Genomic DNA, 21,878 nt, shown 5'->3' with positions numbered 1-21,878 from the left:
TACAAACAAGGCGGTCGCGCGCGCCTGTCACAGGCGTTATTGGCCCGAAACAAACGTAGGAGCGAGCGCAGCTCGCGATGCGCCGCGCGGGCGGCGCTCGATCTTCAAACCACCACAAATCCCAAGCCATGCACCAACCTTTCGTCCTGCGACAACAGAAATTTTCAGGCACCTATTGCACAACAAATATTATGGTATACCATCAGACAACAAGAGCTGATAACCCTCACCAGGAGCCCCTCCATGAGTTTCGAAATCCGCAAGATCGTCACCTATTCCGAAGAGACCCGTATCGAAGGCGGCAAGGCCACCGACAAGCCTGTGACCATGGTCGGCCTGGCCGTGGTGATCAAGAACCCATGGGCCGGTCGCGGTTTCGTTGAAGATCTGAAGCCGGAAATTCGCGCCAATTGCTCGGAGCTCGGTGCCCTGATGGTCGAACGCCTGACGGCCGCAATCGGCGGTGCCGACAAAATCGAAGCCTACGGCAAGGCCGCCGTGGTCGGCGCCGATGGCGAAATCGAGCATGCTTCGGCCGTGATTCACACCCTGCGCTTTGGCAACCACTACCGCGAGGCGGTCAAGGCCAAGAGCTACCTGAGCTTCACCAACAAGCGCGGCGGCCCAGGCACCTCGATCCAGATCCCGATGATGCAAAAGGACGACGAAGGCCTGCGCTCGCACTACATCACTCTGGAAATGCAGATCGAAGACGCGCCGCGCGCCGATGAGATCGTGGTGGTTCTGGGCGCAGCCGACGGGGGCCGCCTGCACCCGCGCATCGGCAACCGCTATATCGACCTGGAAGAACTGGCTGCCGAAAAAGCCAACGCTCAATAACAACAACCAAGACGGGCCTGGGCGTGGCGTGCTTACCCGCCGTGCCCGACCTTCAAGGAGCGCCCTCCATGATTCAGCCTGTCGCTGAACACACACCTGCCGGCACCAGTTACCTGTCCGTCGGCCAGGGCCAACCCGTGGTACTGATTCACGGCGTGGGTTTGAACAAGGAAATGTGGGGCGGTCAGATCGTTGGCCTGGCCAACGACTACCGCGTCATCGTCTACGATATGCTTGGCCACGGCCAGAGCGCCCTGCCGGCCGCCGACATTGGCCTGGAGGGCTATGCCGCCCAGCTCGCCGAGCTGCTTGACCATTTGCAGATTCAACAGGCCACGGTCATTGGTTTTTCCATGGGTGGCCTGGTCGCCCGGGCCTTTGCCTTGAGCTATCCGCAGCGTCTGGCTGCCCTGGTTGTGCTCAACAGCGTATTCAACCGTACGCCCGAGCAGAGTGCCGGGGTCATCGCCCGCGCTGCCCAGGCTGCGCAGCTAGGCCCGGACGCCAACGTCGACGCTGCCCTGGACCGCTGGTTCAGCCGTGAATACAAGGCTGCCAACCCGGCGCAGGTCGCCGCCATTCGCCAAGTACTGGCGAACAATGACCCGCAGGGGTATCACACCACTTATTCGCTTTTCGCTACCCAGGACATGTACCGCGCAAGCGACCTGGGCACTATCCAGGTGCCGACGTTGATCGCCACCGGCGAACTCGACGCGGGCTCCACCCCTGCCATGACCCGTCAGCTTGCCGCCAGCATTCCTGGCGCACAAAGCGTGGTCCTTGCCGAGCAACGGCATATGATGCCAGTGGAAGCACCGCGGGAAGTCAACAAGATGCTTCTGGACTTCCTCGCCCAAGCCCGCATCCTCACCGAATCCGCCAAGGGGATTGTTGCATGACCCTCGTTCGTTTCCAGATGTGCATCGACGGCCAATGGCTCGATGCCCAGAGCGGCAAGACCTTCGACAGCCTCAACCCGGCCACTGCAAAGGCCTGGGCACAACTGCCCGACGCCGACCAGGCCGATGTCGAGCTGGCCGTGCAGGCCGCCCAACGTGCCTTCGAAAGCCCGGCCTGGCGCAGCATCACCGCCACCGCACGGGGCAAGCTGCTGCGCCGCCTGGGTGACCTGATCGCCGAAAACAAAGAGCACCTGGCTCAACTCGAAAGCCGTGACAACGGCAAGCTGATCCGTGAAACCCGCGGCCAGGTCGGGTACCTGCCGGAGTTCTTCCACTACACCGCCGGCCTGGCAGACAAGCTCGAGGGTGGCACACTGCCGCTGGACAAGCCCGACCTGTTCGCCTACACCGTGCACGAGCCGATCGGAGTGGTCGCCGGGATCATCCCGTGGAACAGCCCGCTGTACCTGACCGCGATCAAGCTCGCCCCAGCACTGGCCGCTGGTAACACCATCGTGCTCAAGCCGTCCGAACACGCCTCGGCAACCATCCTGGAATTGGCTCGCCTTGCATTGGAAGCCGGCTTCCCGGCCGGCGTAGTCAACGTGGTCACCGGCTACGGCCCAAGCACCGGCGCAGCGCTGACCCGCCACCCGCTGGTGCGCAAGATCGCCTTCACCGGTGGCGCCGCCACAGCGCGCCATGTAGTGCGCAGTAGCGCTGAGAACTTCGCCAAGCTGTCGCTGGAGCTGGGCGGCAAGTCGCCGAACATCATCTTCGCTGACGCCGACCTGGACAGCGCCATCAACGGCGCGGTGGCCGGCATCTATGCAGCCTCCGGGCAGAGCTGCGTGGCAGGTTCGCGCCTGTTGGTGCAAGACGAAATCTTCGACGAATTCGTCGAGCGCCTGATCGCCCGCGCCAAACGCATTCGCATCGGCAACCCGCAAGACGACGCCAGCGAAATGGGCCCGATGGCCACCGCGCAGCAACTGGCTGTGGTCGAAGGCCTGGTGGCAGCCGCCAAGGCCGAAGGCGCCAAGCTGCACATGGGTGGCAAACGTGCCGAGGTCGAAGGTGATGGCTGGTTCTACGAACCGACCCTGTTCGAGTGCGACAGCAACTCGATGACCATCATGCAGGAAGAGGTCTTCGGCCCGGTCGCCGCCGTCATCCGTTTCAAGACCGAAGAGCAGGCCCTGGCCATCGCCAACGATTCGCAGTTCGGCCTGGCCGCCGGCATCTGGACCCGCGACCTGGGCCGCGCCCATCGCCTGGCGCGAGACGTACGCTCGGGGATCATCTGGGTCAATACCTATCGTGCCGTGTCGGCCATGGCGCCGATCGGCGGCTTCAAGAACAGCGGCTATGGCCGCGAGAGCGGCATCGATTCGGTGCTGGCCTATACCGAGCTGAAGACCGTGTGGATCAACCTGTCCACCGCGCCGATGCCCGACCCGTTTGTGATGCGCTAAGAGGTAGCACGAGATGATCGAACCAGGCATCTACAAAGACGTGATGGGCTCCTTCCCGTCCGGTGTCACTGTGGTCACCACCCTGGACACCGACGGCGGCATCGTCGGCATTACCGCCAGCGCGTTCAGCGCACTGTCGATAGACCCGGCGCTGGTGCTGTTCTGCCCCAACTACGCATCGGACACCTACCCGATTCTGCGCGACAGCAAGCAATTCGCCATTCACTTGCTGTCCGCCGAGCAAACCGCCGAAGCCTACGCTTTTGCAGGCAAAGGCAAGGACAAGGCCAAAGGTATCGAGTGGCAGTTGAGCGCGCTGGGCAACCCGCTGCTGACCAAGGCCACGGCGATCATCGAGTGCGAACTGTGGCGCGAATACGATGGCGGTGACCATGCCATCATCGTTGGCGCGGTGAAGAATCTGGTCCTGCCGGCCGAGCCGGTCACGCCGATGGTCTACCACAAAGGCAAGCTGGGCGCCCTGCCGCCATTGGTCTGATAGAACTCATCGGCTGCTTCGCGGATGAACCCGCTCCCCAGCGGTTGAGCAAAGGCTTGAACCTTTAGAAGCAGGCTCACCCGCGAAACAGCCCACACCGATGACCCTGTTTCAGGGGCTGCACTAATCGTCTCACCCTCGGTTGCAGCCCCTTTTTTGATATGGAGCACGGCAATGAGCAACGAGAAATATGAAAAAGGCCTGCAGATCCGCACCCAGGTGCTGGGCGAGGAATACGTCAACCGCTCCATCCAGAACGCCGACGCATTCACCCAGCCACTGCAGGAGCTGGTCACCGAATATTGCTGGGGCCATGTCTGGGGCCGTGAAGGCCTCTCGCTCAAAGAGCGCAGCATGATAAACTTGGCCATGATTTCCGCGCTCAACCGGCCCCACGAGCTCAAGCTGCATATCCGCGGCGCATTGCGCAATGGCCTGAGCCGTGAACAGATTCGCGAGATCCTGCTCCAGGTCGGCATTTATTGCGGCGTGCCCGCGGCGGTGGACAGTTTCCGCCTAGCTCGCGAGGCCTTCGCCGAAGCCGATGCGGAGTCAACCCGTTAACAGCGGGCTGTCCGAACCCACGCAAGGAGCACCGATGGTTCGTGGTGCAATTGTCGGTGGGGGCCGGGCAGCCTCTATCAGAGCGCACTTGATGAAACGCCAGCCCCTCGACGACAGCTTCAAGGTCAACCGCAACCCCGTTACCCTGCGCGAAATCGTGCTCGACAAGCTGCGTGGCGCGATCATGAACTTCCACCTGCTGCCGGGTGACCGCCTGGTCGAACGCGACCTCTGCGACCGCCTCGGCGTCAGCCGCACCTCGGTGCGTGAAGCCCTGCGCCACCTGGAATCCGAAGGCCTGGTGGAGTTTGCCGACGCCAAAGGCCCTCGCGTGGCCATCATCACCCTGGAAGACGCCCGCGATATCTACGAATTGCGCTGCGTGCTCGAAGGCTTGATCGTGCAACTGTTCACCCTCAACGCCAAGGCCAAGGACATCCGGGCGCTGGAACGTGCGCTGGAGGTCAACCGCGAAGCGTTGGAAGAAGGCGAGCTGCAGCAGGTACTGGATTCGGTGCAAGGTTTCTATGACGTGCTTCTGGAAGGCTCCGGCAACCAGGTGGCTGCGCAGCAGTTGCGTCAGTTGCAAGCGCGAATCAGCTACCTGCGCGCTACGTCAGTGTCCCAAGAGAACCGCCGCGGCGCCAGTAACCGTGAAATGGAAAAAATCGTCGAGGCCATCAAGGGCGGCGATCCGCTGGTGGCACACCAGGCCTCGGTCGATCATGTGCGCGCCGCCGCCAAGGTGGCGCTTGACTACCTGCGTCAAAAGCAGGATGACAATGCCAAAGTGCGCGACATCGTCGAGCCATTGGCCCTGAAGGAACCTCGCATAGGCCGCTGATCATGCCCAACGCCCCGCGCTATTGCCCGCACTGTACCGCCGAACTGGCTCGGGGCGTTCCCACAGGTGATACCCACGAGCGCCTGCATTGCGCCGCCTGTGGTTACATTCACTACGTGAACCCGAAAATCATCGCAGGCTGCATCATCGAGCGTGAAGGCAAGTACCTGCTATGCCAACGTGCCATCCCGCCCCGTCCGGGCACCTGGACGCTGCCCGCCGGCTTCATGGAAGCTGGCGAGACCACCGAGCAGGCTGCCCTGCGCGAGGTCTGGGAAGAAAGCGGCGTGCGCGCCGACATCGTCTCGCCCTACTCTATCTTCAGCGTGCCCAGAATCAGCGAGGTGTACATCATCTTCCGCGCCATCGCCACCGAAGAAACTGGGCAGTACGGGCCTGAAACGCAGGCCTACAAGTTCTTCGAACCCCACCAGATCCCGTGGGACGAGATCTATTACCCGGCGATCCGCCAGATCCTTGAGCGCTACATACTTGAACGCCAAGCTGGGGTTTATGGCATCTATATGGGCAATGACGACACCGGCAAAGTGCACTTCATGCGCTAACCCAGCGTAAAGTAAACCGCCAGTGCCGGGAGGCTGCCTTATAGGCCAACCCCGGATCGCTGCCTGGAAGAAGCGCCGGCGGATAATCGCAGAACGCCCGGCTTGCGGCGTCTGCTCGAACAAACCAAATGGGTGCCTATAGGTTTGCGCCTAGGCGCCACACCGCAGTGCTCGGCAGGCCGCAAGAAACCGCTCGCCAAGCGGCTATTCTCGGTGCACCCTTATAGCCTTGTGCAAAAGGATCGGCAGAGCAGATGGCTAAATGGCTACACGGCGGCGGCCTGATGGGCGAGCGCATCCGCAGCTACGATTGGGCGAACACCACTCTCGGCCCACTGCAGACTTGGCCGCAAGCCCTCAAGACCACCGTGGCGCTGTGCCTAGGCTCGCGCTTCCCGCAGGCCGTGCTTTGGGGCCAAGAGTTGCTGACCCTGCACAATGATGCCTTCATGCCAATCCTGGGGCAGAAACCCCAGGCGTTGGGCAGGCCATTCAGTGAGGTCTGGCAAGAGGCCTGGCCCGAGATCAGCCCCATGGCTGCGCGAGCGCTAGCTGGAGAGGCAGTGTTCATCCAGGACTTTGCGCTGACCATCGAACGCAACGGTGGGCCGGAACGCGCCTACTTCACCTTCTGCTACAGCCCCATCCGTGATCACCACGGGACAGTCGTAGGCATGCTCGACACGGTTACCGAAACCACCGCCACAGTACTTGCCAACCAGCGCCTGAACTTTCTCGACGGGCTTAGCCGAGCGCTGGCGGGCGCGACGCAGGCTGACCGGGTTCTCGCCATCATCACTCAACAGTTGCTCGAACACATGCAATTGTCGAGTTGCGCCTACGCCATCATGGGTCCTGACGAGGATGCTTTCACCATCTGCGGCGATGCGGTGGCCCCCGGTTCGCCGCACTTGCTCGGCCAGTACCACCTGCATGACTTCGGGCAACTGGCCATCAGCCGCCTGCGCAGCGGCCAAGCTTTGGTGATCAATAACAACCTGAGCGAGCTGCCGCCGGAGGCGGCGGCCACCTTCCAGGCCATTGGTGTCAGCGCCACCATTTGCATCCCGTTCATCGAAAACGGCCGGCTGACTGCACTGATGGCCATCCACGACAAGCTCCCGCGCCAATGGACCTCCTACGAACAGACATTGATCAGTGAAGTGACCGAGCGCTGCTGGGCGCACATCCAGCGGGTGCAGGCCTATGCCGAAACGCGCGAGACAATGGCCGCACTACAGGCACTCAATGCGTCCCTGGAGCAACGCGTCGAGGAGCGTACGACCCAGTTGCTACATACCGAGGCCGTTCTGCGCCAGGCCCAGAAACTCGAAGCCATCGGCCAGTTGACTGGCGGCGTGGCCCACGACTTCAACAACCTGCTCACCATCATGCGCTCGTCACTACACTTCCTGCAGCGCCCCGACCTCGATATCAGCCGGCGCGAACGCTATTTGAAGACCATGACCGACTCGATAGATCGGGGCGCCAAGCTGACGGGTCAATTGCTCGCCTTCGCCAGGCGCCAGGCCCTCAGCCCCCAGGTATTCGAGGCCGCGCCACGTCTGGAGGCCATGGCTGACATGCTCGACACCGCCACTGGCGCACGCATGCTGGTGGAGCTGCAGTTGCCACAAACGCCCTGCTACATCCGCGCCGACCTCAGCCAACTGGAAACAGCGGTGATCAACTTGATGCTCAACGGCCGCGACGCCATGTTGGGTGAAGGCACTCTGCGGCTGCAGTTGCAGGCCGATCAGTCTGTACCGGGGCTCGATGGGGTGTTTGCCGCGATTTCGGTAGCCGATAGCGGTATGGGTATCGCGCCTGAGCTGTTGGAGCGCATCTTCGACCCGTTCTTCACCACCAAGGCACCTGGTGAGGGGACAGGCCTGGGTCTGTCCCAGGTGTTCGGGTTTGCCAAACAGTCCGGAGGCGACGTGAAGGTCAGTAGCACACCGGGCCACGGCACCCGCTTTACGCTTTATCTGCCTCAGGAGCCTGCGCCCACCAACTCAGCGCCGGGCAGCGCAGACGATGAACTACCTGCCCAGGCTGACGGCGAGCCGCTGATCCTGGTGGTCGAGGACAATCCTGATTTAGGCAACTTTACTGCGCAGATTCTCAAGGACCATGGCTACCGCATCCTTTTGGTCACCTCGGCCGAAGAGGCCCTTGCTCAGCTCAGTGGCCCCCAAGGCGATGTTGATGCGGTTTTTTCCGACGTAGTCATGCCGGGTATCGGTGGCCTGGCCCTGGCCAGGCAACTGCAACAGCAGCGGCCACACCTGCCGGTGATCCTGACCTCCGGTTACAGCGAAACAATTGCCGAAGATGGCCACGAAGGTTTCTGCTTCCTGGCCAAGCCGTACTCTGCTGAGCAGCTGTGCCAGCTATTGAACAAAAGACTTCGCGCCTGACCTCAAGGGCTGGCATTGCAAGCTCGAGCACCCAAATAGCCTGCACCATCAGGGGGCGCAGCGCCCCTATGTAGCCCGCACCACGCCAGCCCAGCGAAGCCAAAGCCCTCTAGTACAGTGCTTGCCATCAACTGGCACTCAACTTGCTACCGTCCACCGCTTAACCTTTTGTCAGCCTTAGGTTTTTTAAGGTTTATGGGTACAAATTTACTAATTTCTCCTAATCGCCACGCCCCGCATCATCACTCCAACAAGAACGCGTCGCCCTTCGCCGGCACGCACCCGGGCAGCACCCGATGCCCCACCTTGCCTTGGAGTCAGTCATGACCAGTGCAGCCAATTCGGCACCCCTCATAGAAAAACACACGATCGGCTACGTACCGCCGCAAGACCGCCATGGAAAGGTAAGGGATCTGTTCACATTATGGTTCGGTGGCAACATCGCACCCCTTCCCATCGTTACCGGCGCCCTGGGCGTGCAACTGTTTCACCTGAACCTGGTGTGGGGGATCGTCGCCATTCTGGTCGGCCATCTGGTCGGGGGGGTGCTGATGGCCCTGCACTCAGCTCAGGGCCCGCAGATGGGCATCCCGCAAATGATCCAGAGCCGCGCTCAGTTCGGCACCCTCGGCGCGTTACTGGTGGTGGTGATCGCCGGGGTGATGTACATCGGCTTCTTCGCCTCCAACATCGTGCTGGCGGGCAAGTCGCTGCATGGCGTGGTCGAGGCCGTGCCAGTGCCGGTAGGCATCGTCATTGGTGCGCTGGGCTCAGGCATCATCGGCATCATCGGTTACCGCTTCATTCACGTGCTCAACCGCATCGGCACCTGGGTGCTGGGTATCGGCATCGTGGTGGGCTTTGGCTACATCTTCAGCCATGTGCAAAGCGACGATTTCCTCACCCGCGGCGGCTTCAACCTGGCCGGCTGGCTGGCCACTGTGTCGCTGGCAGCACTTTGGCAGATCGCCTTCGCGCCGTACGTGTCGGACTACTCGCGCTACCTGCCGGCTGACGTGAAGGTCAGCTCGACTTTCTGGACTACCTACCTGGGCTCGGCCCTGGGTTCGAGCTTGTCGTTCATCTTCGGCGCCGTGGCCGTGTTGGCGATCCCGGCGGGCATGGACACCATGGACGCGGTCAAACTCGCTACCGGTACTCTGGGCCCGGTGATGCTGGTGCTGTTCCTGCTCAGCGTGATCAGCCACAACGCCCTCAACCTGTACGGTGCGGTGCTGTCGATCATCACCCTGGTACAAACCTTCGCCTACCGTTGGATCCCGACCGCCAAGAGCCGCGCGGTGCTGTCGCTGATCGTGCTGGCCGCGTGCTGCGTTGTGGCGGTGTTCGCCTCGGCCGACTTCATTGGCCACTTCGTCGACATGGTCCTGGTGCTGCTGGTGGTGCTGGTGCCGTGGACGGCGATCAACCTGATCGACTTCTATGCCATTCACAAGGGCGACTACGACATCCAGTCGATCTTCAAGGTCGATGGCGGTATCTACGGCCGCTATAACCCGCAGGCGCTGATTGCCTATGCAGTGGGCATCGTGGTGCAGATCCCGTTCATGAACACGCCGCTGTATGTCGGGCCGATCTCCGAGCACATTAACGGCGCAGACCTGTCATGGCTGGTGGGCCTGGCGATCACCTCGCCGCTGTACTGGTGGCTGGCCTCGCGCGACAGCGCTTACCGTCGTCGCCAGACCAGTGCCAAGCTGGCCATGAGTCACTGATTGACCTGTACCGGCCTGCTCGCGGGTGAGCCCGCGATAAGGCCGGTTACGCTTTGAAATCACTCCCGCGCAAACCTACACCGCCGGCTTCAAGGCCGGCGGTGTAGTGATGGGTCAGTACTGCGCCTGGCCAGGCACCCAGGCTGTGCCGGCCAACGGCACCCGGGCCATGGCGGCGGCTTCAACGGTCAGTGCCACCAGGTCTTCTGGGTCGAGGTTGTGCAGATGCGACTTGCCGCAGGCGCGGGCCATGGTCTGTGCCTCCAGCACCAGCACCCGCAGGTAATTGGCCAAACGCCGGCCAGCCTCCTCCGGGTTCAGGCGCTTGGCCAGCTCCGGGTCCTGGGTGGTGATACCGGCAGGGTCGCGGCCATTCTGCCAGTCGTCGTAGAAGCCGGCAGCGGAGCCAATTTTCTTCAGCTCACTATCCAGGCGCGGGTGGTTATCACCCAACGCGATCAATGCCGCCGTACCGATGGCCACAGCGTCGGCACCCAAGGCCATGGCCTTGGCTACGTCGGCGCCGTTGCGAATGCCACCGGAGACGATCAACTGAACCTTACGGTGCATACCCATCTCCTGCAGCGCCTGCACCGCCTGGGGTATAGCCGGCAGGATCGGGATGCCAACATGCTCGATGAACACCTCCTGGGTGGCGGCGGTACCGCCCTGCATGCCATCGAGCACGATCACATCGGCGCCGGCCTTCACCGCCAGCTTGACGTCGTAGTACGGGCGGCTGGCGCCGATCTTCACATAGATAGGTTTTTCCCAGTCAGTGATCTCGCGGATTTCGGCAATCTTAATGGCCAAGTCGTCAGGGCCCGTCCAATCCGGGTGACGGCACGCTGAACGCTGATCCACGCCGACCGGCAAGGTGCGCATGCCGGCCACGCGCTCGGTCACCTTCATGCCCAGCAGCATGCCACCGCCGCCCGGCTTGGCGCCTTGGCCCAGGACGATCTCGATGGCGTCGGCTTTGCGCAGATCGTCAGGGTTCATGCCGTAACGCGACGGCAGGTATTGGTACACCAGGTGCTGCGACTGGCCGCGCTCCTCCGGAGTCATGCCGCCGTCACCGGTAGTGGTGCTGGTGCCCGCGATGGTCGCGCCACGGCCCAGGGCCTCTTTGGCATTGGCCGACAATGCGCCGAAACTCATGCCAGCAATGGTCACCGGAATTTTCAGGTGGATCGGCTTCTTGGCAAAACGGTTGCCTAACACCACGTCAGTACCGCATTTTTCACGGTAGCCTTCGAGCGGGTAACGCGACACGCTGGCGCCTAGCAGCAACAGGTCGTCGAAATGCGGCACGCGGCGCTTGGTACCGCCACCGCGAATGTCGTAGATGCCGGTTTCGGCGGCACGCTGGATTTCCTGGATGGTCAGGCGATCGAAGGTGGCCGACTCACGCAATACCGGGGGGGTTTGTTCACTCATGGCGATGCTCCTGGATCAGTACGCGCTGGCGTTGTCGACTTTGAAGTTGTACAGCTGGCGAGCCGAGCCATAACGTTTGAAATCGGCCGCCTTGTGCCCAAGGCCGGCCTGGTTCAGCAATTGCTGCAGCTCTTGCAAGTGCTCGGCGCGCATTTCTTTCTCTATACAGTCCGACCCCAGCGACTTCACCGTACCTTTGACGTAGATACGCACCTCATACAGCGAATCGCCCAAGGCATCCCCGGCATCGCCGCATACCACCAGGCGCCCGGCCTGGCCCATGAAGCAGCTCATGTGGCCAATACTGCCGCCAACCACGATATCCACGCCCTTCATGGAAATACCGCAACGCGCGCCCGCATCCCCTTCGATGACCAGTAGCCCGCCATGGGCGGTCGCGCCGGCCGCCTGAGAAGCGCTGCCCTTGACCCTTACCGAACCTGACATCATGTTCTCGGCCACGCCCACACCGACGTTTCCGTGCACAGTGATACTGGCCTGTTGGTTCATGCCGGCACAGTAGTAGCCCGCGTGGCCTTCGATATCCACCGATACGGCGGCGTTGATACCTACGGCCAGGTTGTGCTTACCGTCAGGGTGGGTCACCCGCCATTCTTGGTCATGCACCTGGCCATGCAGGGACTGGTTGAGTGCGCGCACCGAGGCGCTGGAAAGGTCGATCGTCTTCATGAAGTTCTCCAGTGGTTCGGTGAGGTCAGGCGCTTTCGCGCTCCCAGACGTAGAGTGTGGCCGGGGCAGGCTCCCAGACCTTGGCCTTTTCGATACCAGGCAAGCTCGCCAGCGCTTGATATTCCGAGGCCATGGCCACGTAGTCGTCGGTTTCAGCCAGCACTGCGGGCTTGCAGGCGATCGGATCGCGGATCACGGCGAAACCGTTGCGGGTGCCGATGGCAAAGGTGAAAAAGCCGTCCAGATCTTCCAGAGCACCATCCAGGGCCTGGGCCAGGGTATCGCCCTGCTGCAATCGCCAGGTCAGATAGCCAGCGGCGACTTCGGTATCGTTTTCGGTTTCAAAAGTGATGCCTTCGCGACGCAGTTCCTGGCGCAGGCGGAAGTGGTTGGACAGTGAGCCGTTGTGTACCAGGCACAGATCGGCCCCGGTCGAAAACGGGTGGCTACCTTCCAGGGTCACCGCGCTTTCGGTGGCCATGCGGGTATGGCCGATGATGTGGCTCCCTTTCATGCCTGCCAGGCGGAAGCGGCTGGAAATGTCTGCCGGCAGGCCCATGCCCTTGAGGATCTCGATGCTCTGCCCGGCGCTCATGATGCGCACATCCGGTGCCAGCTCAGTCAGGGCCTTACGGACGAGCGCCTCGCTGGTTTGGGCTTTGAGTACGGCAGCGCTGGCGTTTTGGAACCACTCCAGCGAGCAACCCAAGCGCCCCTCGAGCTGGCCCATCAGGGCGGCCCAGGGATAGTCTATCTCCGTCACCTGCAGTGTCAGCTTGACCCAGCCATCGGTCACTTCATCGCCATAGATGGCAAAGCCGGCACTGTCCGGGCCGCGGTCGGTCATGGCTTGGAGCATGGGTTCGAAAAGTTTGCCGAGCTGCGCATGCAACTGCGGCTTTTTCAGGTACAGCCCTACGATTCCACACATGCTGATACTCCTTCTATGCAGTGGGTAGCCGCTGCAAGCGCCGCCACCCCGGGATTGGGTTGGCGGTCAGAAGAATTCGGTGTAACGCTGAATTTCCCAGTCGGAGACGTGGCGACAGTACTCAACCCACTCCATGCCTTTGAGCTTGATGAATTCGTCGACGATCTGGGCACCGAGCACCTCACGAAACAGCGAGTCGGCCTCGAGCGCGTCAACGGCTTCTTTGAGCGACTGCGGCAGGGTCGCGATACCCCGTGCGGCGATCTGTTCCAGGCTCAGGTTGTAGAGGTTCTCGTTGCACATCTGGCCCGGTTCCAACTCGCGGTCGATGCCATCAAGGCCCGCAGCGATGATCGCGGCAGTGACCAGGTACGGGTTGCAGCCGGCGTCGGGCAGGCGAAACTCCAGGCGTCCGTATGGGATGCGCACCATCGCCGATCGATTGTTGGCGCCGTAGGCGACGAAAGCCGGCGCCCAGGTGGCGCCGGAAAGCGAGCGACCCACCACCAGGCGTTTGTACGAGTTGACCGTCGGCGCTGCGAAAGCGCATAGCGCCGGACCATGGGCCAGCAAGCCAGCGGCGAAGTGGTAAGCGAGCTTCGACAGCCCCATGCCGCTGCTGTCGGAGGGGTCGTGGAACAGGTTTTTGTTGCTGCTACTGGCCAACGACAAATGGAAGTGCATGCCATTGCCAGCGCGCTTGGGGTCGGGCTTGGGCATGAACGAGCAAATCATACCCAAGTCATTGGCGATCTCCCCGGCGGCCATGCGGAAGAACGTGAAGCGGTCGGCCGACTCCATTGCGTCGCTGTAGGTGTAATTGATTTCGAATTGGCCGTTGGCATCTTCGTGGTCGATTTGGTAAATGTCGAAGCCAACCGGCTGTAGCGCCTCGGTCAAGCGTTCGAGAAACAATCGCGAACGCGAAAGGCCTTTGTAGTCGTAGCAAGGCTTATCGAGGTTGTCGGAGGCATCCACCAGTTGCAGCTTGCCGCCCTCGTCCCGGCGGAACAGGCTGAACTCCGGCTCCAACCCGGTGTTCAGCGTCCAGCCCTTGTCGGCCAGGCGCTGTACCTGTTGCTGCAACACGTAACGGCTGTCATAGGGCCAGGGCTGGCCATTGACATGTCCGACGCAGACCACGCGGCCATAGCCCGGCTGCCACGGTACTGGAATCAACGTGGACAGATCGCCACGGGCCATGAAGTCCGGGCCATGGGGCTCCATGCCCATGCCGCAGATGGCGAACCCGGCAAAGCCGGCACCCTCTTCAGCTACCATTTTCAGGCCCGATACCGGCACCGACTTGGTCTTCGCCGATCCGTGGATGTCGACGAACTGCGCCAGCACGTACTTGATACCGTGCTGATCGAGGGTGCGCTGCGTTTCTGCTGGCAACATGGGTTGGTCACTCCTGGCTGAGGTGCGCTAATTCCGCATGGGAAATTTACTTTCCCAACAGGAATGCAATGTGCTTGCCAACATCGCAATGCTTCAACGCCATCTCGCGCTTCTACGCCCTACTCACGCCTCAGTCCGCTCTTGAGATGCCTTGCAAGCCCTATGGGAGAAGCTTCGGACCCTCAGAAACCCGGGCAAAATCAGTACAAGTTTTTGTGCCACCTTTATGGGAAACTTGTTTTCGTCTGAGGAAAAAAACGCGCAGACGACCTAAGTTGCGCACTTTCCCAGTGCGAAATATTTATTCTTGAACTGAAAACGTGCAGGGCATCTGATGTCAACCGAAACCGAACCGCGGCTGCGCCTGGAGCAATATCTAGGTCTACAGATCAAGCGCCAGCGCCAGGCTCAGTCGCTCAAGCTTGCCGACGTGGCACGCATTGCAGGCATCAGCCAGGGCATGCTGAGCAAGATAGAGAATGCGCAAGTGTCCACCAGCCTCGACACCCTGAGCCGCCTGTGCGACGTGCTGGGGATGCCGATGGCCAAGCTGTTCAGCCAATATGATCAGCCTGATGGCAATGCCTTGCTGGTCAAGGACGGCGAAGGGCTGGAGGTGGTGCGCCGCGGCACCGAGAAAGGCCATACCTATCATTTGCTCAACCATGCCAGAGGGCCGAAGAAAAACTTCGAGGCGTACATGGTCACCATGGATGACGCCAGCGAGGAATTCCCCACCTTCGCCCATCCCGGTACCGAGTTCCTACATTTGCTGGAGGGTGAACTGGTCTATCGCCACGGCAACCAGCTCTACCGCATGCAGGCCGGGGACAGCCTGACATTCGATGGCGAAACGCCCCATGGGCCGGAGCAACTGGTGAAAGTGCCAATTCGCCTGCTATCGATCATGAACTACAGCGACGAGTAAGCCTGCGCTCGTTCAAGCCCCTTCTGGCAGAAGGCTGCGGTCGAACATGAATACCCGGTCGCCTTGCGGGGTGTGCTCATACAACTGCTGCGGTCGGCCTAGTCGGGGCTGGTTCTTTTCCCCCGTATCGCGCACCCACCCCAGCTCGCGCAAGCGATCCAGGCGTTTGCGCAGCGAAGTGTTGTTCACCGCCTGCCCCAAGCACGCCTGCACCGCCCCTACTGCATCGAGCACCGTGAACTTTTGCGCCAGCAGATACAACGGCAGACTGCTGTAAAGAGTCTTGGATGCCAGGCGTTCGCGCACCCGTTCGACCAGTAGGTTATGGTCGAACGGCAATAGCACCTTGCGCTCGATCACACTGACGAGATCGAAAAATGCCAATTGCTCATCTTCAATTTGCTGTTGCGGGTTGAGCAGCGCGAGGTAGTAGGTACTCAACGACCACCCACGCGGATCGCGGAAGGCATTGCCTTCAGTCCCCACTTGTTCAAGGTGGCACGGCACAACCCGAGCCTTCTCACACAAGGCGCGCTGCGCCGCGCCGTCCAGGGTGGTATCGGCAATGCGCCCATTGACGATGACGCCAGGCAAGGCCCATTGGCCGGCATGGGGTTCGCGCTGCCGACGGCGCAACAACACTTGCAGATGCTGGGCATCAGGGGCCAAGCGCAGGGCGACGATATCGACACTGGCCAGGACTTCGACTGTACTCACGACAAAGCTCCTTATCAATCTAGCCAATAATCCACCAGAGCATCTAAGTATGGCAAGCCAGAACATCACCAAACGGAGAACTTGACATACTTACAACACCAGGTGGATTATATAGTCATTCCAGCGAGGAGACCCGCCATGAAGATCGCCAGTTTCGATGTGGATGCGCAGAATGGCTTCACCGCCAATGCCCCTCAGGAGTTGCCGGTGCCCGAAGGCAACGAAATCGCCCCGGACCTCAACACGATGGCCCTGCGCGCCGATCTGCGCCTGGGCAGCAAGGACGCCCATCCGGCCAACGCGGCGTGGGTGGTGGCCGAACCCGGCCAGATGCTGCAACCCCTCGCCCTAGATAATGCCGACCTGACCTGGGTCAGCCACTGCGTTCCCGGCACCCCTGGTTTCGACCTGCTGCCCGGCTTGCCCGCGCCCATCGACTACGACTACTTCGTCTGGAAGGGAGTCGAACCTGACCTGCACCCCTACGGCGCTTGTTATCACGACCTGGCAGAGCGGCGGTCCACGGGGGTTATCGAGTACCTCAAAGTGCACGGTGTAGGCGCTGTGATCGTTGGCGGCCTGGCGTTGGACTATTGCGTCAAGACCACCGCACGGCAACTGCGCCAGGCAGGGTTCAAGGTGCTGCTCTATCTACCGGCCTGCCGAGCCCTGACCCAGGCAGGTGCCATCACCGCGTGCGGCTCGTTGGCCGCCGAAGGCGTGATCCTGTGCGGCGACGAAGCAGCCCTGGACTACCAACTCTCTCTGATCAAGGAAGACCGCCCATGAGTGAAAGCGTCTTTGGCCCGCGCATCATCCAGAACCTACTGGACACCGACTTCTATAAAATCACCATGATGCAAGCGGTGCTGCACAACTACCCCAACGCTGAGGTGGAATGGGAGTTTCGCTGCCGCAATGGCGAAGACCTCTCGCCATACCTGGCAGAAATCCGCTATCAGATCGAGCAGTTGGCTGAAGTCACCGTCACCCATGACCAGTTGGCCTATCTGGAAAAGATCCCGTTCCTCAAGCCGGACTTCCTGCGCTTCCTCAGCCTGTTCCGCTTCAACCTGCGTTACGTGCAGGTCGGCCTCGACGCCGCTGGGCAGTTGGCTATTCGTGTGCGTGGGCCTTGGCTGCACGTGATTCTCTACGAAATACCGCTGCTGGCGATCATCAGCGAGGTGCGTAACCGTATCCGCTACCGTGACGTTGTCATCGAACAAGTAGGTGAGCGGTTGTACCAGAAGCTTGACTGGCTCAAGGCACAGGCCAGCAACGAAGAGCTCGCTGGCTTTCAACTGGCCGACTTTGGCACTCGGCGGCGGTTTTCCTACCGAGTGCAGGAAGAGGTGGTCTACATCCTCAAGCATGACTTCCCTGGCCGTTTCGTCGGCACCAGCAACGTGCACTTGGCCCGCGAGCTTGAACTCAAGCCGCTGGGTACCATGGCCCACGAGTGGTTCATGGCCCACCAACAACTGGGCCCGCGCCTGGTGGACAGCCAGGTGGCGGCCTTGGAATGCTGGGTGCGGGAATACCGGGGCTTGCTGGGTATCGCCTTGACCGACTGCATCACCATGGACGCGTTTCTGGGCGACTTCGACTTGTACTTCGCCAAGCTGTTCGACGGCCTGCGCCACGACTCGGGCGACCCGCTAGTGTGGGCGGAAAAGGCCATCGCGCATTACGAACGGCTGGGGATCGACCCAAAGAGCAAGACGCTGATCTTCTCCGACGGGCTGGACTTCGCCAAAGCCTTGGGTCTGTATCGAGCTTTGCATCCGCGTATCAACGTAAGCTTCGGCATTGGCACACGCCTGACATGCGATATTCCCGGTGTTGAACCGATGAACATCGTGATCAAAATGACCGACTGCAATGGCGCGCCAGTGGCGAAAATTTCCGACAGCCCTGGCAAGACACAGTGTCGGGACGAGAACTTCGTGGCTTACATGAAGCACGTGTTCAAGGTGAACTGATCTGCGGGGCCGGCTACACCGGCGCGTCGCCAGCTAGTGCAGGCATAACCCTAGAACTTTACCTTGCCCCTCCCCGCCTTGATGGTGCTGCGCTTGGCCTTGCCTTCGAGGCGACGGGTTTTCGAACCAAGGGTAGGTTTGGTGGGGCGGCGCTTTTTCTGGATTTCGCCCGCCGCGAGAATCATTTGGGCCAAACGCGCCAGCGCGTCGGTGCGGTTCTGCTCTTGGGTGCGAAACTGCTGGGCTTTGATGATCAATACCCCATCTGCGGTGATGCGGCTATCGCGCAAGGCCAGCAGTTGCTCCTTGTAAAACTCGGGCAAGGACGAAGCTCGGATATCAAAGCGCAGGTGCACAGCGCTCGACACCTTGTTGACGTTCTGCCCGCCCGCCCCTTGCGCGCGGATGTAGGTCAATTCGATTTCAGCATCTGGCAGATGCACATGATTGTTGATGCTAAGCATGACAGGGCCCTTTTCGAAGTGCCCATTATCACGGCACACGCCACTCTTCCAAAGCTAAACCAACCCTGCAGCACCTCACTGGCCTGTCACATCGGTTTTTTGCACAAGCAATGACGAACAAATTTGTACAGATTGGCACTATCACCGCCTGAATTGGCCATTTCGGCACGGAAAATATGCAAAATACTTGTACAACACACTTCCTTTGTACAAGTATTGGAGCAATACTGTACCCACTGAGCGTGTACGCACCTTCGGAACTGGCACGGAGCCTTCACACTGCCGTCAACCCATGAGGTGCGAGATTACCTATGCAACTGATACCCCTTACGCTTGAACAGCCTTCCGGTTGCCGCAACTGCAGGGACAATAAAGGTATGGACTTCGACTTCACGATGGCGTTCCAGCCAATCGTGAACACGCGCGATCACAGCATCTTCGGTTATGAATCGTTGGTGCGCGGCAAAGACGGAGCAGGTGCTCAAGCCGTCTTGAGCCAAGTGAATGATCTGAACAGGTACAGCTTCGATCAGGCCTGCCGCGTCAAATCCGTCGAACTGGCCGCACAGAACGGCATCCAAGCGTTTCTCAGCATCAATTTTCTGCCCAACGCCGTCTACCAGCCGCAAGCGTGCATACGGACAACGCTTCAAGCGGCTGAAAAGTACCAGTTCCCCATTGAAAAGATGATTTTCGAAGTCACCGAGAGTGAGAGCATCACCGACAGATCTCATATCAAGAAAATCTTGAGCAGTTATAAAAAACAAGGCTTCAAGACTGCTATCGATGACTTTGGCGCAGGCTATGCCGGCCTCAACCTGCTCGCGGAGTTTCAGCCAGATATCATTAAAATCGACATGGACCTGATCCGAGGTATAGGCCAGAGCAGACCCAAGCAAGTCATAACCACAGGGATCGTCACAATGTCCCGCGAGTTAGGCATCGAGGTCATCGCCGAAGGGGTCGAGACCTTCGAAGAACTCGTCACCCTGCAAGCGCTTGGTATCAACCTGTTCCAGGGCTTTCTTTTCGCTCGCCCAGCTTACGAAGGCCTTCCCGCCGTCCATTGGCCTTAGCAGCGCTCTCCAGACTTGGCTTTTCATAACCCAATGCTTTCATCCCTCGTGCGCACCGATATCGGGCCAGCCTATGTTCAATAAACGACTTAAACTCGATCTTGAAAACCTCTCTTTGGCATTGAAAAGCAAGCAAGCGAGGGAGCGCGCGCTGGATCTATCCAACATGATGCTGGAGTTGACGCCAAATGCCTTGATACTCGCTGCCAACCAAAACCTCCTGCATGCGCTTGGCTACAACCTGGAAGATATCATCGGCAAGCACCACGACTTGCTTGAAGCACATGAGTCGACGACCTCGTGTACCAGTGGCGATCTTTGGCCAAGGCTGCGCCAGGGTACGCCTGTTTCGAATCGCGTGATGTTGCGCAGTAAAGATCGAACCACTCTGTGGCTAGAGGCGAGTTACAACCCTGTCCATGGCGCCGACGGGCGCGTGGAACGCATCATCATGCTGGCCCACCCGATCACCGAACGGGTAAAGCTTGAACAAGAGCAGCACAGCACCATGGACGCGATCAACCGATCAATGGCCATGGTGTCATTCGATCCTGATGGTCATGTGCTTGAGGCCAATCAGAATTTCTTGCGGACCATGCGTTATGAACTGCAAGACATCAAAGGCAAGCATCATCGCCTTTTCTGCACCCGTGAAGCCTCGGGCTCGGCTGACTACAAGAAGTTCTGGGCTCAATTGAACAAAGGCGAATTCTGCTCTGGCCGCTTCGAGCGGATCGATCGGCTGGGCGCTACCGTTTGGTTGAGCGCCACGTACAATCCGGTGTTCGATGGGCAAAACAAGCTCTACAAGATTGTTAAATTTGCCCGCGACATCACCGCTCAAGTCAATCAGCAAAAAGCTGAGTCAGCGGCGGCAAGCCTGGCGTACGCGGTTGCCCAGAGGACCGATGACCACGCAGTGCAAGGCGCGCGCATCATCGGCGATACCATTGCCACTGTTAGGGAAATCGCTGCAGAACTGTCCAAGGCTGCGCAGCGTATCCATGCGGTGAACCAGCAATCGGAAGTCATCACCCAGATTATTCAAACCATTCGCGAAGTCGCCGAGCAAACCAACTTGCTGGCCTTGAACGCAGCGATCGAAGCGGCCAGAGCAGGAGAACACGGCAGAGGTTTTTCTGTGGTAGCAGACGAAGTACGCAACCTGGCAGTGCGTACCGCTCAGGCCACGATGGAAATCAAAGAGGTGGTACAGCGTAACAATGATCTGTCCCAACAAGCCGTTCAGGGTATGCAGATCAGCCTGGACAAGACCGGCCTTGGTGTTGAAATGGTTGGCAAGGCAGGCAAAGTGATCGAGGAAATTCAATGCGGGGCACGCCAGGTGGTGGAGGCAGTCAAGCAGTTCGGCCAAACGGTACAACACTGATCGCTTGGCTATCACAGCCTAGTGTTGCTCTAAACAGAGCTCCATGAACCGTGACGCTGCTCGCGAGGGTGCGGCGGCATGGGGTAGAAGAATGGAAAAGCGCCGCAGCAGAGGTTCATGCGCGATTCTCACTGCCCGTAATACGCCATCTTCGTGGCGGATCGACATAGCCGACACGAAGCCAATCCCCATGCCAGCCCGGACGGCCTCTTTTACCCCCTCCACACCCGCGATCTCCAGCGCCACACGCACGGCGATACCTTGCCGGGCAAAAGCCCGCTCAACGATCTGACGCACCCCGGAGCCACTTTCCCGAAGCACCAAAGGGTAAGCGCCCAGCGCCGTGAGGGACTGTTCGGTTGCGTCCGCAAGCGGATGACCGCCGGGAACGATCGCCACGATTTCATCCTGCTGCCACGGGGTGACGCCCGTGCCCACGGGCAAGTCTTGCCCAGGCGGGCCTTCTATCAAGGCGATGTCGACACTGTGCAGTGCCGCGACGATTTCTGCCGTATTGCCGTGGGTCGTGCTGACCAGCACATCGGGATAGCGCGCATGGAAGTCTGCGATCAGGTAGGGCAACAGGTAGCTGGCCGGCGTGGTACTGGCACCAATGCGCAGCGTGCCGCGTTCCAGCCCACGCATTGCTTCAGCCAAAGCCTGGGCTTGGCGGAAGGTTTCCCGAAGCCGCTGCGCATGTGCCAGCAATTGCTCGCCGGCCGCGGTCAGCCGCACGCCACGGCCGGCACGCTGATAGAGCGGCTCGCCGAAGTCTTCCTGGAGCAACTTGAGCTGGCCGGAAACCGCAGGTTGCGACAAATGCAACGCCAAAGCGGCATGGCTGATATTGCCATGCTCGGCGACGGTTGCGAACGTTATCAGCTGCTCTGGACTCATACCCCTAAAATATCAGCTAGTCGGATATTTTCCATCCTAAATCACGATTTTTTATAAGCTTATAACCAGAATAATCTAGGCCATGTCGCAATCCTTCCAGAGGTCCTAAC

Annotated in this window: 22 protein-coding genes and 1 pseudogene; 16 read left to right on the top strand and 7 right to left on the bottom strand. The window is 60.2% G+C overall.

The annotated features are described in order from the left end of the window. The 10 genes from ACK59H_RS14195 to ACK59H_RS14150 all read left to right on the top strand — a co-directional run. Window positions 1-220, top strand: a 220-nt coding sequence (locus ACK59H_RS14195; protein WP_409264574.1) for a hypothetical protein, incomplete at its 5' end; no start/stop codon positions are given. Window positions 221-243: 23 nt separating this feature from the next. After that, the gene (locus ACK59H_RS14190; RefSeq protein WP_060478410.1) at window positions 244-840 is read left to right on the top strand and encodes an amino acid synthesis family protein; all 597 of its coding nucleotides are present in this window, start codon (window positions 244-246) and stop codon (window positions 838-840) included. Window positions 841-908: 68 nt separating this feature from the next. Beyond that, a complete protein-coding gene (locus ACK59H_RS14185) occupies window positions 909-1,742 on the top strand; it encodes an alpha/beta fold hydrolase (RefSeq protein WP_060478411.1) in 834 nt (277 codons plus the stop codon). Beyond that, complete coding sequence (locus ACK59H_RS14180; RefSeq protein ID WP_060478412.1) at window positions 1,739-3,220, top strand: aldehyde dehydrogenase; 1,482 nt, start codon at window positions 1,739-1,741, stop codon at window positions 3,218-3,220. Before ACK59H_RS14185 ends, ACK59H_RS14180 begins: the two co-directional genes overlap by 4 nt. Before the next feature lie 13 nt (window positions 3,221-3,233). After that, the gene (locus ACK59H_RS14175) at window positions 3,234-3,719 is read left to right on the top strand and encodes a flavin reductase family protein (protein WP_060478413.1); all 486 of its coding nucleotides are present in this window, start codon (window positions 3,234-3,236) and stop codon (window positions 3,717-3,719) included. Window positions 3,720-3,893: 174 nt separating this feature from the next. Then, complete coding sequence (locus ACK59H_RS14170; RefSeq protein WP_060478414.1) at window positions 3,894-4,283, top strand: carboxymuconolactone decarboxylase family protein; 390 nt, start codon at window positions 3,894-3,896, stop codon at window positions 4,281-4,283. Window positions 4,284-4,374: 91 nt separating this feature from the next. Further along, window positions 4,375-5,127: a GntR family transcriptional regulator gene (locus tag ACK59H_RS14165; protein ID WP_060478478.1), complete on the top strand. Its 753-nt coding sequence runs from the start codon at window positions 4,375-4,377 to the stop codon at window positions 5,125-5,127. Window positions 5,128-5,129: 2 nt separating this feature from the next. Beyond that, window positions 5,130-5,693 carry an NUDIX domain-containing protein gene (locus ACK59H_RS14160; RefSeq protein WP_060478415.1) on the top strand — a complete coding sequence of 188 codons (564 nt, stop codon included), beginning with the start codon at window positions 5,130-5,132 and terminating at the stop codon, window positions 5,691-5,693. Window positions 5,694-5,947: 254 nt separating this feature from the next. Beyond that, window positions 5,948-8,113 (top strand): ATP-binding protein, encoded by a 2,166-nt coding sequence (locus ACK59H_RS14155; protein ID WP_060478416.1) that lies wholly within the window; start codon window positions 5,948-5,950, stop codon window positions 8,111-8,113. A gap of 323 nt (window positions 8,114-8,436) precedes the next feature. Next, window positions 8,437-9,849: a cytosine permease gene (locus tag ACK59H_RS14150; RefSeq protein WP_060478417.1), complete on the top strand. Its 1,413-nt coding sequence runs from the start codon at window positions 8,437-8,439 to the stop codon at window positions 9,847-9,849. Window positions 9,850-9,963: 114 nt separating this feature from the next. Here ACK59H_RS14150 and ACK59H_RS14145 read toward each other — a convergent pair whose 3' ends face one another. The 4 genes from ACK59H_RS14145 to glnT form a co-directional block, all read right to left on the bottom strand. After that, window positions 9,964-11,289: an FMN-binding glutamate synthase family protein gene (locus tag ACK59H_RS14145; RefSeq protein ID WP_060478418.1), complete on the bottom strand. Its 1,326-nt coding sequence runs from the start codon at window positions 11,287-11,289 to the stop codon at window positions 9,964-9,966. 15 nt (window positions 11,290-11,304) lie between these two features. Further along, on the bottom strand, window positions 11,305-11,979 hold the full coding sequence (locus ACK59H_RS14140) for a protein glxC (protein ID WP_060478419.1): 675 nt from the start codon (window positions 11,977-11,979) through the stop codon (window positions 11,305-11,307). 25 nt (window positions 11,980-12,004) lie between these two features. After that, on the bottom strand, window positions 12,005-12,910 hold the full coding sequence (locus ACK59H_RS14135; RefSeq protein WP_060478420.1) for a glutamine amidotransferase family protein: 906 nt from the start codon (window positions 12,908-12,910) through the stop codon (window positions 12,005-12,007). A gap of 66 nt (window positions 12,911-12,976) precedes the next feature. Continuing rightward, window positions 12,977-14,311, bottom strand: coding sequence for a type III glutamate--ammonia ligase (gene glnT, locus ACK59H_RS14130; protein WP_261743545.1), 1,335 nt, complete (start codon window positions 14,309-14,311; stop codon window positions 12,977-12,979). A gap of 334 nt (window positions 14,312-14,645) precedes the next feature. Here glnT and ACK59H_RS14125 point away from each other — a divergent pair, with 334 nt between their 5' ends. After that, window positions 14,646-15,239, top strand: a complete 594-nt coding sequence (locus tag ACK59H_RS14125) for a cupin domain-containing protein (RefSeq protein WP_060478422.1) — start codon at window positions 14,646-14,648, stop codon at window positions 15,237-15,239. 12 nt (window positions 15,240-15,251) lie between these two features. Here the strand turns inward: ACK59H_RS14125 and ACK59H_RS14120 are convergent, their stop codons facing one another. Beyond that, a complete protein-coding gene (locus ACK59H_RS14120; protein WP_060478423.1) occupies window positions 15,252-15,956 on the bottom strand; it encodes an NrtR DNA-binding winged helix domain-containing protein in 705 nt (234 codons plus the stop codon). Between the two features lie 138 nt (window positions 15,957-16,094). On the opposite strand from ACK59H_RS14120, the gene ACK59H_RS14115 reads away from it, so the two are divergent. Continuing rightward, window positions 16,095-16,745 (top strand): nicotinamidase, encoded by a 651-nt coding sequence (locus ACK59H_RS14115; protein WP_060478424.1) that lies wholly within the window; start codon window positions 16,095-16,097, stop codon window positions 16,743-16,745. Then, entirely contained in the window at window positions 16,742-17,941 is a 1,200-nt protein-coding gene (gene pncB, locus ACK59H_RS14110; RefSeq protein ID WP_060478425.1) for a nicotinate phosphoribosyltransferase, read from the top strand. Before ACK59H_RS14115 ends, pncB begins: the two co-directional genes overlap by 4 nt. 50 nt (window positions 17,942-17,991) lie before the next feature. On the opposite strand, the gene arfB is transcribed toward pncB, so the two are convergent. After that, the gene (gene arfB, locus ACK59H_RS14105) at window positions 17,992-18,405 is read right to left on the bottom strand and encodes an alternative ribosome rescue aminoacyl-tRNA hydrolase ArfB (protein ID WP_060478479.1); all 414 of its coding nucleotides are present in this window, start codon (window positions 18,403-18,405) and stop codon (window positions 17,992-17,994) included. Window positions 18,406-18,782: 377 nt separating this feature from the next. On the opposite strand from arfB, the gene ACK59H_RS14100 reads away from it, so the two are divergent. The 3 genes and pseudogenes from ACK59H_RS14100 to ACK59H_RS14090 all read left to right on the top strand — a co-directional run bounded on the left by ACK59H_RS14100 (window position 18,783) and on the right by ACK59H_RS14090 (window position 20,871). After that, window positions 18,783-19,481, top strand: a complete 699-nt coding sequence (locus ACK59H_RS14100) for an EAL domain-containing protein (protein ID WP_230849761.1) — start codon at window positions 18,783-18,785, stop codon at window positions 19,479-19,481. Window positions 19,482-19,554: 73 nt separating this feature from the next. Next, a pseudogene (locus ACK59H_RS14095) lies at window positions 19,555-20,328 on the top strand (PAS domain-containing protein); the annotation flags it as partial. Window positions 20,329-20,400: 72 nt separating this feature from the next. Beyond that, window positions 20,401-20,871 carry a methyl-accepting chemotaxis protein gene (locus ACK59H_RS14090; protein ID WP_230849762.1) on the top strand — a complete coding sequence of 157 codons (471 nt, stop codon included), beginning with the start codon at window positions 20,401-20,403 and terminating at the stop codon, window positions 20,869-20,871. An 18-nt stretch (window positions 20,872-20,889) separates the two neighbouring features. Here ACK59H_RS14090 and ACK59H_RS14085 read toward each other — a convergent pair whose 3' ends face one another. Then, window positions 20,890-21,768 carry a LysR family transcriptional regulator gene (locus ACK59H_RS14085; RefSeq protein ID WP_060478428.1) on the bottom strand — a complete coding sequence of 293 codons (879 nt, stop codon included), beginning with the start codon at window positions 21,766-21,768 and terminating at the stop codon, window positions 20,890-20,892. Window positions 21,769-21,878 lie beyond the last annotated feature (110 nt).

Source organism: Pseudomonas sp. KCJK9000, assembly GCF_046230725.1.
GTDB lineage: Bacteria > Pseudomonadota > Gammaproteobacteria > Pseudomonadales > Pseudomonadaceae > Aquipseudomonas > Aquipseudomonas promysalinigenes.
The sequence above is the reverse complement of the archived record's forward strand: the minus strand, read 5'-3'. Positions and strand labels throughout refer to the sequence as shown.